The sequence below is a fragment of the Salinarimonas sp. genome (assembly GCF_046292825.1).
In the GTDB taxonomy this organism is placed as follows: domain Bacteria; phylum Pseudomonadota; class Alphaproteobacteria; order Rhizobiales; family Beijerinckiaceae; genus Salinarimonas.
Genome location: NZ_JBKBQG010000018.1, coordinates 67,549 through 82,054, shown reverse-complemented (window position 1 = coordinate 82,054; position 14,506 = coordinate 67,549). Strand labels below are relative to the sequence as shown.

The 14,506-nt window shown below is 71.1% G+C and carries 11 protein-coding genes and 1 tRNA gene; 8 read left to right on the top strand and 4 right to left on the bottom strand.

The window, feature by feature from the left end:
* Window positions 1–198: 198 nt before the first annotated feature.
* Together ACK4UM_RS10980 and ACK4UM_RS10975 are read right to left on the bottom strand one after the other, a co-directional pair.
* Window positions 199–275: transfer RNA gene (locus ACK4UM_RS10980), tRNA-His, on the bottom strand.
* A 73-nt stretch (window positions 276–348) separates the two neighbouring features.
* A complete protein-coding gene (locus tag ACK4UM_RS10975) occupies window positions 349–1,536 on the bottom strand; it encodes a vWA domain-containing protein (RefSeq protein ID WP_409798705.1) in 1,188 nt (395 codons plus the stop codon).
* A 181-nt stretch (window positions 1,537–1,717) separates the two neighbouring features.
* Here ACK4UM_RS10975 and ACK4UM_RS10970 point away from each other — a divergent pair, with 181 nt between their 5' ends.
* Window positions 1,718–3,796: a methyl-accepting chemotaxis protein gene (locus ACK4UM_RS10970; protein ID WP_409798696.1), complete on the top strand. Its 2,079-nt coding sequence runs from the start codon at window positions 1,718–1,720 to the stop codon at window positions 3,794–3,796.
* A gap of 7 nt (window positions 3,797–3,803) precedes the next feature.
* Here ACK4UM_RS10970 and ACK4UM_RS10965 read toward each other — a convergent pair whose 3' ends face one another.
* Entirely contained in the window at window positions 3,804–4,778 is a 975-nt protein-coding gene (locus ACK4UM_RS10965) for an alpha/beta hydrolase (protein ID WP_409798694.1), read from the bottom strand.
* A gap of 58 nt (window positions 4,779–4,836) precedes the next feature.
* Window positions 4,837–6,513 carry a bifunctional metallophosphatase/5'-nucleotidase gene (locus ACK4UM_RS10960; protein WP_409798692.1) on the bottom strand — a complete coding sequence of 559 codons (1,677 nt, stop codon included), beginning with the start codon at window positions 6,511–6,513 and terminating at the stop codon, window positions 4,837–4,839.
* A 148-nt stretch (window positions 6,514–6,661) separates the two neighbouring features.
* Here ACK4UM_RS10960 and ACK4UM_RS10955 point away from each other — a divergent pair, with 148 nt between their 5' ends.
* The 7 genes from ACK4UM_RS10955 to ACK4UM_RS10925 all read left to right on the top strand — a co-directional run bounded on the left by ACK4UM_RS10955 (window position 6,662) and on the right by ACK4UM_RS10925 (window position 14,437).
* Window positions 6,662–7,144 carry a GNAT family N-acetyltransferase gene (locus ACK4UM_RS10955; protein WP_409798690.1) on the top strand — a complete coding sequence of 161 codons (483 nt, stop codon included), beginning with the start codon at window positions 6,662–6,664 and terminating at the stop codon, window positions 7,142–7,144.
* Between the two features lie 226 nt (window positions 7,145–7,370).
* Window positions 7,371–7,865: a (2Fe-2S)-binding protein gene (locus tag ACK4UM_RS10950; RefSeq protein ID WP_409798688.1), complete on the top strand. Its 495-nt coding sequence runs from the start codon at window positions 7,371–7,373 to the stop codon at window positions 7,863–7,865.
* A gap of 117 nt (window positions 7,866–7,982) precedes the next feature.
* Window positions 7,983–10,346 (top strand): xanthine dehydrogenase family protein molybdopterin-binding subunit, encoded by a 2,364-nt coding sequence (locus tag ACK4UM_RS10945; RefSeq protein ID WP_409798686.1) that lies wholly within the window; start codon window positions 7,983–7,985, stop codon window positions 10,344–10,346.
* 74 nt (window positions 10,347–10,420) lie between these two features.
* Window positions 10,421–11,224, top strand: a complete 804-nt coding sequence (locus tag ACK4UM_RS10940; RefSeq protein WP_409798684.1) for an FAD binding domain-containing protein — start codon at window positions 10,421–10,423, stop codon at window positions 11,222–11,224.
* A gap of 345 nt (window positions 11,225–11,569) precedes the next feature.
* Window positions 11,570–12,481 (top strand): AAA family ATPase, encoded by a 912-nt coding sequence (locus tag ACK4UM_RS10935; protein WP_409798682.1) that lies wholly within the window; start codon window positions 11,570–11,572, stop codon window positions 12,479–12,481.
* 404 nt (window positions 12,482–12,885) lie between these two features.
* Window positions 12,886–14,079, top strand: a complete 1,194-nt coding sequence (locus tag ACK4UM_RS10930) for a vWA domain-containing protein (protein WP_409798680.1) — start codon at window positions 12,886–12,888, stop codon at window positions 14,077–14,079.
* 10 nt (window positions 14,080–14,089) lie between these two features.
* Entirely contained in the window at window positions 14,090–14,437 is a 348-nt protein-coding gene (locus tag ACK4UM_RS10925; RefSeq protein ID WP_409798679.1) for an XdhC family protein, read from the top strand.
* The last annotated feature ends 69 nt before the right edge of the window (window positions 14,438–14,506 follow it).

Below are 14,506 nucleotides of genomic sequence, written 5' to 3'. Positions count from 1 at the left end.
AGAGATGGGAGCGCGTCCTCCCTCCCCTTAGGGGAGGGTGGCCTCGGAGGCGAAGCCGAACGAGGTCGGGTGGGGCCCGGGTGGAGATTTTCGCGGCAAGCGACGGGCCCCACCCGGCCGTTCTCGCTACCGCTCGAACGTCCACCCTCCCCTGCGGGGAGGGATGGGGGCCGACTCGCATTGTTCAGAGAGAGGCAATGGTACAGCTGGGTGGGCTCGAACCACCGACCTTCGGAGCCACAATCCGACGCTCTAACCAACTGAGCTACAGCTGCACGGCCCGTGGCGGGGCAGGCCCGCCGGACAGGTGCGCTTGATGCCCCAAACGGGCGCGCGATGCAAGCCCCTTTACCGCGCGAGCGCCCGCATGGCGCGCTCGAGGCCCTCGAGGGTCAGGGGGAACATCCGCCCCTCCATCAGCTTGGAGACGAGCCCGATCGAGTGGGTGTAGCCCCAGTGCTCCTCGGGAATGGGGTTGAGCCAGGCGGCCTTGGCGAAATGGTCGGTGATCCGCCGCAGCCAGACCTCGCCCGCCTCCTCGTTCCAATGCTCGACCGAGCCGCCGGGGATCATGATTTCGTAGGGGCTCATCGCGGCGTCGCCGACGAAGACCGCGCGGTAATCCGGGCCGAAGGTGCGGATCACGTCCAGCGTCGGAATGCGCTCGGCATGGCGCCGACGATTGTCCTTCCACAGCCCCTCATAGGGGCAATTGTGGAAGTAGAAATGCTCGAAATGCTTGAACTCCGCCCGCGCCGCCGAGAACAGTTCCTCGGCGCGCTCGACGTGCCAGTCCATCGAGCCGCCGACATCGAGGAAGAGCAGCACCTTCACCGCGTTGCGCCGCTCCGGCCGCATCTTCACGTCGAGGAAGCCGCGATGGGCGGTCTCGCGGATCGTGCCGTCGAGATCGAGCTCGTCGGCCGCCCCCGTGCGCGCGAACCGCCTGAGGCGGCGCAAAGCGACGCGCATGTTGCGGGTGCCGAGCTCGACCTTGTCGTCGAAATCCTTGAACGCCCGCTCGTCCCAGACCTTGACCGCACGATGGTTGCGGTTCTCGTGCTGCCCGATGCGCACGCCCTCGGGATTGTAGCCGTAGGCGCCGTAGGGCGAGGTGCCGGCGGTGCCAATCCACTTGTTGCCGCCCTGGTGGCGGCCCTTCTGCTCGGCGAGGCGCTCGCGCAGGCGTCGCATCACCTCCTCGAAGCCGAGCGCCTCGATCGCCTGCTTCTCCTCCTCCGTGAGGTAGCGTTCGGCGATCCGGCGCAGCCATTCCTCGGGGATGTCAGCCCGCGCGAGGGCGTCGGCGAGCGCGTCGGACCCCTCGCCGATCCCCTTGAAGACGCGCGAGAACACCCGGTCGAACTTGTCGAGGTTGCGCTCGTCCTTCACGAGGCTCGTGCGCGCGAGATAGTAGAAATCCTCCACGCTCGCATCCGCCAGGTCGGCGTCGAGGGCCTGGAGCAGCGTGAGATATTCGCGCAAGGACGCCGGCACGCCCGCCGCCCGCAATTCGCCGAGGAAGATCGTGAACATGGCGAGCAGGGTGGGGCAGGGCGCGGCGGCGCGCAAGGGGGGAGGCTCGCCGACGCGCGCGGAGCCGTGCCCGCGGCGCGGCAGGACTGTATGCATTCGCATGGAAAGGTCGGCAGCAAACATTAATCGTTCGAAAGCATAATGAGCGACGTTCCTCCTCGCCTTTCCGGAGCGTTCGCCGATGCCGACTTTGTCCCTCCGCTCGAAGATCCTCGGAGGGTTCGGCCTCCTCGTCGTCGGGCTCGTGGCGCTCGCGACCCTGTCGACGCTCGCTCTGCGCGAGGCGAGCGGCAATTTCGGCGCCTACCGCGAGGCCGCACTCCAGAACGAGCGGCTCGTGGACGCGGAAGTCGACATGCTCCACGCCGCCGCCGCCTTCGAAGCCTTCCGCCGCGAGCGCAGCGACGCCTTTGCCGAGCGCGTCGAGCGCGAGATCGCCGCGCTGGAGGAGAAGAGCGCGGCGCTGCGGACGCTGTTCGGGCGCGATCCGCTGCTCGCGCGGCTCGAGCCGGTGACGGAGACGGTCGCGACCTTCAGGCGTGTCTTCGATGCCTATCGCGCCCTGGAAGACGAGGCGGGCGCGCTGCAGGAGCGCATCGCCACGGGGATCGGCGAGGCGCGCGAGGCCGTGTCGTCCATCGCGCGCGGCGCCTATGCCGATCTCGACGTGGAAGGCGCCTACCGCGCCGCGGGCGTCGAGCAGGCGCTGCTCGACACGATCGTCGATGCGATGCGCGCGCTCGACCGCCACGATCTCGAAGCCGCCGAGCGCGCGGCCTGGGCGATCGACGAAGCGTCCTTCCGCGCCTCCCAGCTCGCCGCGGTGCTCTCGAACCGCGAGCGCCTCGACCTCCTGCGCACCGCGCGGGAGCGGCTCGAGCCCCTCGTCGGCGACGTGGCGCGGCTCGCGACCCTCTTGCCGGAGCTGCGCGGGCTCGCGGACAGCCTCGGCGAGGCGACCGGCGCGGCGGTCGCGGCGCTCGACGAGACGACGGCGGTGACCCATGCGCGCCAGAGCGAGATCGGGACCCGCGCCGACGCGGCGATCGACGCCGCGGAGCGCGACAACATCGCGGTCGGCGGCATCCTCGCCGTGATCGGTGCGGCGCTCGCGCTGGTGGTCGGGCTGTCGGTGTCGAGCGCGCTCGCACGCTTCACCGTCTCGCTGCGGGCGCTCGCGGCGGGCGAGACGAACGTGTCGATCTTCGGGCGCGGCCGGCGCGACGAGATCGGCGCGCTGGCGCAGGCGGTCGGCCTCATTGAGGCGAACGCGATCGCCAAGGCCGAGGAGGATCGCCGCCGCGAGGACACGATGAAGGAGACGGCCGAGCGCGAGCGCCAGGCGGCGATGGCGCGCCTCGCCGACGCCTTCCAGCGCGACGTCGGCGGCATCGTCGCGACCGTCGCCGCCTCCGCGCGCGAGATGCAGGAGGCCTCCCGGATGCTGACCGCGGCGGCGGAGGAGGCGTCGGGCCAGGCCTCCGCGGTCGCCGCCGCCTCGGAACAGGCGGCGTCCAACGTGAATACTGTCGCCGCCGCCTCAGAGGAGCTCGCCTCCTCGACCAACGAGATCGCGCGGCAGGTGGCGGATTCGACCCGCATGGCGGCAAGCGCCACCCGCGACGCGCAGGGCGCCGTCGTCCAGGTGCGCGACCTCTCCGACGCCGCCCGGCGCATCGGCGACATCGTCTCGCTCATCCAGGCGATCGCCGAGCAGACGAATCTCCTCGCGCTGAACGCCACGATCGAGGCGGCGCGCGCGGGCGAGGCGGGACGGGGCTTCGCCGTCGTCGCGGCCGAGGTGAAGGCGCTCGCCGACCAGACGGCGAAGGCGACGATCGAGATCGGCGAGCAGGTCCATGCCATCCAGTCGACGACGACCGCCTCCGCGCGGGCGATCGAGGCCGTCGCCGACGTGATCGGGCGGCTCGAGCGGACCTCGACCGCGATCGCGGCGGCCGTGGAGGAGCAGGGAGCGGCGACCCGCGAGATCGCCCGCAACGTTTCGGAAGCGTCCGCCGGGACGAGCGAGGTCTCGCGCGCGATCGGCGGGGTGACGCAGGCGGCCGGGTCCTCGTCGGCCGCGGCCTCGCAGGTTCTGTCCTCGGCGACGGGGCTCGCCACCCAATCGGATGCGCTGACGGGCGCGGTGCGGGACTTCGTCGAGGCCGTCCTCTCCGGTCCGCTCGATCGGCGCCGGGCCGACGATCCGGCCTATCGCGGCCCCGAGCGCCGCGCCGAGCGCCGCGCCGCGGCGTGAGACGCCCTCATTTCGCCAGCCGCGCGGCGAGGAACGCGTCGATCCGCGCGAGCGCGTCCTCGGTCATGGGGATGTCGAAGCGGTGGAAGACGTGGCAGCCGCCGGGCCAGAGCGCGACGTCGTGCGGGACGCGCGCGGCGCGGAGCCGGGCGGCGAGAAAGAGGCTGTCGTCGAGGAGCGGGTCCTTCGTGCCGCACGAGACGAGAATCGGCGGCAGCCCGGCGAGGTCGGCGTGGATCGGCGAGACGTCCGGCTCGCGCGGATCGTGGCCGCCGAGATAGTTCTCCGCGAACTTGGCGATGTCGCGGGTGTCGAGCACGAGCGGCGTGCGCCCCCAGCGCCGCACGCTCGGGGTCAGCGCGAGATCGTAGCAGCCGCAGAACAGGTTCGCGGCGACGAAGGGCATGAGCCCGTGCCGGTCGCGCAGGCGCAAGAGCGTCGTGAGCGCGAGATGCGCGCCCGCCGATTCGCCGCCGATGAAGAGCGGCCCCGAGAGCCCGACGAGTTCGCCCGCGCGGGCGACGAGCGCGAGCGCGGCGTCCTCGCAATCGTCGGGCGCGGCGGGATAGGGGTGCTCGGGGGCGAGCCGATAGGCGACCGAGACGCAGGCGAGGTCGAGCCGGTCGGCGAGGCGCTCGAGCCAGGGATCCTGCTCGGCATTGCTGCCGAAGGTCCAACCGCCGCCGTGGATGTGAAAATAGATCCCGCGCGGGCGGCTCGGCGCGATCAGCCGGGCGGCGAGCGCGCCGGGGCGCCCGCGCGCGGGGCGCTCGTCGAGCACGATCGTACGCGCCCGCGGCGAGACCGGGAGCGGCGGGATGGGGCCGCGCCCGGCGGCGCGCGCCTCCCGCACGAGGGCGACGGGATGCGCCCAGCGATCGGGAAGCCGCGTGAAGGCGTCGATCAGGCGCGCGTTGAGCGCGGCCGTCTCCGGCGCGATCGCGTCGGGGGAGAAGGGGTCGGGATCGAGGGTCGTCGGCATCCCCGCATGCATGGCACGCGACGCCGCCGCCGTCGAGATCCCGACCCGTCGCGTCGCCTCACTGGACGATGCGGCCCTCGATGACGGGCGCGAAGGGCTCGTTCGCCGCGAGGAAGGTCGCGAGCGCATCGTCGAGCCCCGTCGCCGTGACGTAGGGGTTGCGGCCGTTGTCGCGGAAGACCGCGTAGCCGTCGCCGCCATTGGCCATGAAGTTGTTCGTCACGATCGTGTAGGTCTCCTCCATGTCGATCGGCGCGAAGCCGTCGCCGGTGCGGACCTCGACGTCGGAGACGCGGCCTTCGCCGGCGGGCTTCGTCAGGTCGAGCCGGAAGCGCAGGCCCGCGACCTGCGGGAAGCGTCCCGCGCCCTCCTCGACCGCGCCGACGCCGTGCTCGAGCGCGGCGACGATGTCGGCGCCGGTGAGCTCGAGCGTCGCGAGCGTGTTCTGGAAGGGCAGCACGGTGAGCACGTCGCCCATCGTCGCGACGCCCTCGACGAGGCCCGCGCGCAGGCCGCCGCCGTTCGTGATCGCGATGGTGACGCCCTGGTCGGCGACTCGGGCGAGCATGGCGTCCGTGACCGTGTTGCCCATCTCGCACTCGCGCGCGCGGCAGCTCTCGCGCGAGCCGTCGATCGGCGCCGAGAGCGTCGCGACGGGCCGGCGCTTGATCTCCTCGATCGGCCCGGCGAGCTCCTGGATGCGCGCCTCGATGGTCGGATCGGGCTCGACGGAGGCGTCGAGCAGGATGGTGTCGCCGGTCGCGGCGACGACCGCGCCCTCCTCGTCCATCTCGAGCATCAGGTCGCCGAGATAGCGCGAGAAGGCGTAGGCCTGCACGATCGGCACCGCGCGGCCCGAGGGGCTCTCGATCATCGTCGCGTAGGGCGGCGCGCCGTCGACGCTGTTCGACAGGAGCGTGTGCGAATGCCCGCCGATGATCGCCGAGATGCCGTCGACCGCGCCCGCGATCTCCTGGTCGCGCAGGAAGCCGACATGGGAGAGGACGAGGATCTTGTGCACGCCCTCGTCCTTCACGCGCGCGACCGCCTCCTGGAGATAGGCGATCTCGTCCTCGAAGGTCACGTTCGGGCCCGGCGAGGCGATGATGGTGGTGTTCGGCGTCAGCACCGAGAGCACGGCGACCTTCTCGTCGCCGATGTCGAGAATCACGTGCTCGCGCAGCACTTCCGAGAGCGGCTCCACGTCCGCGACGCGGGTGTTGCCGGAGATCACGGGGAAGTCCGCCGCGCGGATGAACTCGGCGAGCACGCCCGGCCCGTCGTCGAATTCGTGGTTGCCGAGCGCCATGGCGTCGAAGCCGATGGCGTTCATGAACTCGACCTCGGCCATGCCCTTGTAGGTCGTGTAGTAGAGCGAGCCCTGGAACTGGTCGCCCGCGTCGAGGGTCACGACCGGCACGCCGTCCGCGGCCAGCGCCTCGCGGCGCTCGCGGATCTTGGTGGCGAGGCGCGCATAGCCGCCGAAGCAACGCTCCTCCGCGGCGTCCTGCGGCGAGCAGGTCGCGTCCGAGCGGCCGATCGACTCGATGCGGCTGTGCAGGTCGTTGATGTGCAGGACGCCGAGCTTGAAGCCGGTGCCCGCGCGGGCCGTCGTCATCGTGAAGACGCCCGCGCCGGCGACGACCATGCTCGCCCCTGCGAGCGAGAGGAAGCGGCGGCGGCTCAGGCGGGAGGCCTCGGCGAGGCTCTGACGGAGGTCGACGTCGTTTGGCATGAGGTGCACTCTCTGCGAAGTCCGTGGTCTCGCCCCGCGGGCGCGGAGCATGACAGTCGTAGCATCGGTTGCGTGACGGGGATACGGCCCCGATCGCGCGCTTGACACGGCACCGCTTGTTCCGCTCTCTCGCGCCATGTGGCGCTCGATGCAGGCTCGCGATCTTCCCGCCGTCGTCGCGCTCGCGGCGCAGGCCCACCCCGCCTATCCGGAGCGCGACGACGTCTTCGCCGAGCGCCTCGCGCTCGCGCCGAATCTGTGCCTCGTCCACGAGGCGGAGGGGAGTTTCGCCGGCTATATGATCGCGCATCCGTGGCGCGAGGGGCCGCCGCCGGCCCTCGACACGTTGCTCGGCACGCTGCCGGACGGGGCCGATCTCGTGCACCTTCACGATTGTGTGATCGCTCCGGCGGCGCGGGGGCGCGGCGGGGCGGCCGGCGGGCTCGCGGCCCTCGTCGCGCGCGCCCGCGGCCGCTTCCGCGCGATCGGCCTCGTCGCGGTGGACGGGAAGGACGCCTACTGGTCGCGTTTCGGCTTCCGACCCGTTGCGGCGCCCGCCCCCGGGACGACGCTCGACGCTTACGGAGCGCGCGCCGTGCCGATGCGACTTCCGCTCGGCGGAACGCCCTGACGCCCCCCTCGCACCGCACCCGAAAATCGGCTCGCGACTGCGCCGAAATTGCACCTTCCGGCGCAGACGACCGGCTTGACCGCCGTTTTGAGGCGGTTCACACTCGATTTCGACGCATTCGAGGGTGGCCGCCGCGCGAGCGGCGCGCGCCCCGTCCAAAACGCCCGGCGGCGCCCGCCGCACGGATCACCGGCCGAATGCGCCGGACAGGAGGAGGACAACGACCATGGCCATCGTCTCGATGACGGTGAACGGCAAGCCGGTCACCGCGGACATCGATCCGCGCACGCTGCTCGTGCAATTCCTGCGGGAGCACCTGCGCCTCACCGGCACCCATGTCGGGTGCGACACCAGCCAGTGCGGCGCCTGCGTCGTCCATGTCGACGGCAAGGCGGTCAAGGCCTGCACCGCGCTCGCCCTCCAGGCGGACGGCGCGTCCGTCGTGACGATCGAGGGCCTCGCCCAGGGCGGAGAGCTCCACCCGATGCAGGCGGCCTTCCGCGAGCATCACGGCCTGCAATGCGGCTATTGCACGCCCGGCATGATCATGACCGCCGTCGACATGGTGAACCGGCTCGGCTCCGACCTCGACGAGGCGACGATCCGCACCGAGCTCGAGGGCAACATCTGCCGCTGCACGGGCTATCACAACATCGTCCGCGCCGTCGAAGCCGGGGCCCGCGCCATGGCGGGCGGAGCGCTGCGCGAAGCCGCGGAATAAGGGCGTCGCCCGACGGGGGCTCCCATCCGCCGCGCCGACACTGCGCGGGCTCCCGCACCAGAATCCCATGCAAGAGATCGAGCGCCCGACAAGAGGCGACGGAGGAGGACATTCGCCATGACGGGTACCGGCATCGGCGCGCCCGTGCGCCGCAGGGAAGACCATCGCTTCATCACCGGACAGGGCCGCTACACGGACGATCTCGCTCGTCCCGGCCAGGCCCACGCCTATTTCGTGCGCTCGCCGCACGCGCACGCCGAGATCCTCTCGATCGACACGTCCGCGGCCCTCGCCATGCCCGGCGTGCTCGCGGTGCTCACCGGCGACGATCTCGCCGCCGACAAGATCGGCGGGCTGATCTGCGGCTGGATGATCCATTCGAAGGACGGCTCGCCGATGAAGGCGGGGCCGCATCCGGCGCTCGCCCAGGGCAAGGTGCGCTATGTCGGCGACCACGTCGCCGTCGTCATCGCCGAGACGCTCGCCCAGGCGCGCGACGCCGCCGAGGCGGTGTCCGTCGAGTATCGGGAGCTGCCCGCCATCGTCGAGACGGCCAAGGCGCGCGGCGCCGGCGCCGTCGTCCACGGGGAGGCGCCCGACAACGTCGTCTACGAATGGCATCTGGGCGACAAGGACGCGACCGAGGCCGCCTTCGCGCGGGCCGCGCACGTCACCACGCTCGACATCACCAACAACCGGCTCGTGCCGAACCCGATCGAGACGCGTGCGGCGATCGGCGAATACGATGCGGGGACGGACGCCTACACGCTCTTCACGACGAGCCAGAACCCGCACGTCGCCCGTCTCGTGCTCTCGGCCTTCATCGGCATCGCGCCCGAGCACAAGCTGCGCGTGATCGCCCCCGACGTCGGCGGCGGCTTCGGCTCGAAGATCTTCATCTATGCCGAGGAGACGGTCTGCGTCTGGGCGGCGAAGAAGGTCGGGCGGCCGGTCAAGTGGACCTCGGACCGCACGGAGGCCTTCCTCGCGGACGCCCACGGGCGCGACCACGTCACCAAGGCGCAGATGGCGGTCGACGAGAACGGCAAGATCATCGGGCTGCGCGTCCATACGGTCGCCAATCTCGGCGCCTATCTCTCGACCTTCTCCTCCTCGGTGCCGACCTATCTCTACGCGCCGCTCCTGTCGGGCCAGTACGACATCCCGGCGATCTACGCGGAGGTCGACGGCGTCTACACCAACACCGCCCCCGTCGACGCCTATCGCGGCGCGGGCCGCCCCGAGGCGACCTTCGTCGTCGAGCGGCTCGTCGAGGTGACCGCGCGCCAACTCGGCATGGATCCGGCCAAGTTCCGCAAGAAGAACTACATCAAGCGCTTCCCGCACCAGACGCCGGTGATCATGACCTACGACGTCGGCGATTACGCGGCCTCCCTCGAGAAGGCGCTCGAGATCGCCGACTACAAGGGCTTCTCGAAGCGCAAGCGCGAGAGCGCCCGGCGCGGCAAGCTGCGCGGCATCGGCTTCTCGTCCTATATCGAGGCCTGCGGCATCGCGCCCTCGCAGGCCGTCGGCTCGCTCGGCGCGGGCGTCGGCCTGTGGGAATCGGCCGAGGTGCGGGTGAATCCGACGGGCTCGATCGAGGTGCTCACCGGCTCGCACTCGCACGGCCAGGGCCACGAGACCACCTTCGCCCAGCTCGTCTCCGACCGGCTCGGCGTGCCGATCGAGAGCGTCACCATCGTCCACGGCGACACCGACAAGGTGCAGTTCGGCATGGGCACCTACGGCTCGCGCTCGGGTGCGGTCGGCATGTCGGCGATCGCCAAGGCCATCGACAAGGTGATCGCCAAGGCCAAGAAGGTCGCGGCCTACGCGATGGAGGCCTCCGAGGGCGACATCGAGTTCGAGGACGGGCGCTTCAAGGTCGCCGGCACCGACAAGTCGCTCGCCTTCGGCGAGGTCGCGCTGCAGGCCTACATCGCCCACAAGTTCTCCGGCCAGGACCTCGAGCCCGGTCTCAAGGAGGGCGCCTTCTACGATCCGACGAACTTCACCTTCCCCGCCGGCGTCCACGTCTGCGAGGTGGAGATCGATCCGGACACGGGCGTGACGACGATCGAGCGCTTCACCGCGGTCGACGATTTCGGCGTCGTCATCAACCCGCTGATCGTCGAGGGCCAGGTCCATGGCGGCATCGCCCAGGGCGTCGGCCAGGCGCTGCACGAGCAGGCGGTCTACGACGAGGCGGGCCAGCTCGTGACGGCGAGCTACATGGACTACACGATGCCGCGCGCCTCCGACCTGCCCTCCTTCCGGGTCGGCATGACGGTGACGCCCTGCCCCTCGAACCCGCTCGGGATCAAGGGTTGCGGCGAGGCCGGCGCCATCGCGGCGCCGCCGGCGGTCATCAACGCGATCACCGACGCCGTCGGCCACGAGGACGTCGCCATGCCCGCCACGCCCCAGGTCGTCTGGCGGGCCGCCCAGCGGACGCGCATGCCGATGGCCGCGGAATAATCGCGCTCGATCCGTCGCGGCGCGCCGATCGCGGTGCGCCGCCGGCTTCCTTTCGAGATCAGGACGAGACCAGAATGTACGCCTTCGACTTCCACCGTCCGACCAGCGTCCGCCAGGCGGCCGCCCTCCTCGCCAAGGCGGAGGACGCCAAGATCCTCGCCGGCGGGCACACCCTCCTGCCCACCATGAAGCAGCGCCTCGCCGCGCCCGCGAGCCTCGTCGACCTCGCCAGGTGCGACGAGCTCAAGGGCATCGAGCGCAAGGGGCGCTCCGTCGTCATCGGCGCGATGACGACCCATGCCGAGGTCGCCGCCTCGGACGTCGTCCGCGAGGCGATCCCGGGCCTCGCCGAGCTCGCCGAGCTCATCGGCGATCCGGCCGTGCGCCATCGCGGCACGATCGGCGGCTCGCTCGCCAACAACGATCCGGCCGCGGACTATCCCGCCGCCGCCCTCGCGCTCGGCGCCACGATCGTGACGAACCGGCGCAAGATCGAGGCGGACGATTACTTCAAGGGCATGTTCGAGACCGCGCTCGAAGAGGGCGAGATCATCACCCGGGTGTCCTTCCCCGTGCCCGCCAAGGCCGCCTACGCGAAGTTCCGCAACCCGGCCTCCCGCTACGCGCTCGCCGGCGTGTTCGTGGCCAAGCGCGGTTCGGAGGTGCGCGTCGCCGTCACCGGCGCGGGGTCCGACGGCGTCTTCCGCTGGGGGGCGGCCGAGGAGGCGCTGCGCACGCGCTTCACCGCGAAATCGCTCGACGGCCTGTCCGCGGACGCGGGCAAGATGAACAGCGACATCCACGCCGGCGCGGATTATCGTGCCCACCTCGTCGGCGTGATGGCGCGCCGCGCGGTCCAGGCTGCGACGGCGCGCTGAGGGGCGGGGCGACGACGGAAGGGAAGCGCTCTCACTGCTTCTCCGGGAAGAGTACGAACCGCCGTTTTCGCGCGTAATCCACGTCCGTGACGTGCGCTCTTGTCCTTCCCCCTTGTGGGGAAGGTGGCTCCGAGCGAAGCTCGGAGACGGATGGGGGTCGTCGAGGTGGCACCCTGACGCGTCATCCTGCACGACCCCCACCCCCGACCCCTCCCCACAAGGGGGAGGGGAGACCGTCGCGTTCTTCGCAGCCCGTGAGACTGTCTCCAGGGCTGGACCGGACGCGACGACCACGTTCTCGCGGTGCGAGGGCGAAGGCACGAGGCACGAGGCGAGAGGCGATCTTTGTCGGACATCCCCAAAAGCATCGACGCCACCGCCGAGCTGCTCGAGCGCGCGGGCTACGTGGCGGATCGCGCGCTCGCGACGGTCCTGTTCCTCTCCCTCAAGCTCGGCCGGCCGCTCTTTCTCGAGGGCGAGGCGGGGGTGGGCAAGACCGAGATCGCGAAGGTCCTGGCCGCCTCGCTCGGGCGGCGGCTCATCCGGCTGCAATGCTACGAGGGGCTCGACGTCGCCTCCGCGGTCTACGAGTGGAACTATGCCGGGCAGATGATGGAGATCCGCCTCGCCGAGGCCGCGGGCGAGACCGATCGCGAGCGCCTGCACGGGGACATCTTCTCGCGGCGCCACCTCGTCGAGCGGCCGTTGCTCAAGGCGCTCGAGCCCGATCCCGGCGGCGCCCCGGTGCTCCTCATCGACGAGCTCGACCGCACCGACGAGGCCTTCGAGGCCTTCCTCCTCGAGATCCTCTCCGATTTCCAGGTGACGATCCCCGAATTCGGGACGATCAAGGCCGAGCACCCGCCGATCGTGATCCTCACCTCGAACCGCACCCGCGAGATCCACGACGCGCTGAAGCGCCGCTGTCTCTACCATTGGGTGGATTATCCGAGCGCCGAGCGCGAGCTCGCCATCCTGCGCCGCAAGGCCCCGCAGGCGCCCGCCCGCCTGTCCGCCGAGATCGTCGCTTTCGTCCAGGCGATCCGCAAGGAGGAGCTGTTCAAGGCGCCGGGCGTCGCCGAGACGCTCGACTGGGCCTCCGCGCTCGTCGAACTCGACGCCGTCGCGCTCGACCCGCACCTCGTCTCGGACACGCTGGGCGTGCTCCTGAAATATCAGGACGACATCCAGAAGATGCAGGGGTCGAAGGCCAAGGAGATGCTCGACCGGGTCCGCGCCGAGGCGCGCGCGTCGTGAGGCGAGGCGGCGGGCGATCGTCCCTCCCCGGAGGGGAGGGTGGACACGGGAGCGTCAGCGACCGTGGCCGGGTGGGGCCCGGGTGGAGATTACGCGGTGAGCGTCTCGCCCCAACCGACCTCCCGAACGGCGGACCACCCCGCTCATCCCTCTCGCTCGACGCCTGCGACGGGCTCTCTTGTCCTTCCCCCTTGGGGGAAGGTGGCCCGGCGCCGAAGGCGACGGGTCGGATGGGGGCTCGTCGAGGCGGCACCGTTACGCCACATCCTGCACGACCCCCACCCCCGGCCCCTCCCCCAAGGGGGAGGGGAGACCCGAGAGCGTTTCGCAAACCGTCGGCATGAACCGAAAACCGATCGACGGAGATATCTGAATCGGACGGCCTCCGGGGAGGGATCTTCCCCATGAAGCTCGCCGAGAACATCGCCTATTTCGCCCGCACATTGCGCGCCGCCGGCATCCCCGTCGGCCCCGGCGCGGTGGCGGACGCGATCGCGGCGGTGGAGGCGGTGGGGGTGGGGACGCGGACGGATTTCTACTGGACGCTGCACGCGAATTTCGTGAAGCGCCATGAGCACACGATCCTGTTCGACCAGGCCTTCCGCCTGTTCTGGCGGCGTCGGGCGCTGATCGAGAAGCTGATCCAGCAGATGTCTCCCGTCGCGCCCGGCCGCAAGGAGGAGGAGCGCCGCCCCGAGGCCGGCTCCGCGCGCATCGCCGAGGCGATGCGGCCGAAGCCGAACGAGCCGCCGCAGACGCGCGAGGAGGAGCGCTTCTCCGCCCGCCTGACGGTGTCGGACCGGGAGGTCCTGCGCGCGCGCGACTTCGCCCAGATGTCGGCCGCCGAGATCGCCAAGGCCAAGCGCCTGATCGGGGAGCTCGATCTGCCCGACGACGCGCGCCGCATCCGCCGCTTCGTCGCCGATCCGCGCGGCGCGCGCATCGACCCGCGCCGCACCTTCCGCCGCTCGCTGCGCGGGGGAGGGGGCTCGATCGACCTCGCCTTCCGCAGCCGCGCCGTGCGCCCGCCGCCGGTGGTCGCGCTCCTCGACATATCGGGCTCGATGGCGGAATATTCGCGGCTCTTCCTGCATTTCCTCCACGCGCTCGCCGAGAGGCGCCGGCGCGTGCACGTCTTCGTCTTCGCCACGCGGCTGACCAACATCACCCGCGAATTGCGCTACCGCGACCCCGACGAGGCGCTCGCGCGGGCGGGCAAGCGCGTGCAGGATTGGGAGGGCGGCACCCGCATCGCGACCTGCCTCGCGGGCTTCAACCGAACCTGGTCGCGCCGGGTGCTCGGCCAGGGGGCGACCGTGCTGCTGTTCACCGACGGCCTCGAGCGCGACGTCGACCAGAGCCTCGCCTTCGAGATGGACCGTCTGAAGCGCTCCTGCCGCAAGCTCGTTTGGTTGAACCCGCTTCTGCGCTACGATCGCTTCGAGGCGCGCGCGTCGGGCATCCGCGCGATGCTGCCGCACGTGCACGAGTTCCGGCCGATCCACACCATCGCGGCGATGGAGGATCTGTGCGAGGCGCTGTCCGCCGGGCGTTCGGCGGGGGCCGATCCCCGCGCCTGGCTGCGCGCGGTCGCCTGAGGAGGACGAGATGGCGGACGAGACCACGAGCCTCGCGACGGAGGACGACATCCTGCGCATCGCCGAGACCTGGGCCGGGGAGGGGCGCGGCGTCGCGATCGCGACCGTGATCGAGACCTGGGGCTCGGCCCCCCGCCCCGTCGGCTCCCACCTCGTCATCGACGCGGAGGGGGCGTTCGTCGGCTCGGTCTCGGGCGGCTGCGTCGAGGGGGCGGTGATCGCGGACGCGCTCGAGGTGATCGAGACGGGCGCGCCGAAGATGCTCGAATTCGGCGTCGCGGACGAGACCGCCTGGCGGGTGGGGCTGTCGTGTGGCGGGCGGATCCGGGTCTATGTCGAGCGCGTGGAGGCGGCGTGATGAAGAGGCGCTGCGTCATCCCTCCCCGTAGGGGAGGGTGGACCTTCGAGCGGGAGCGAGAAGGGCCGG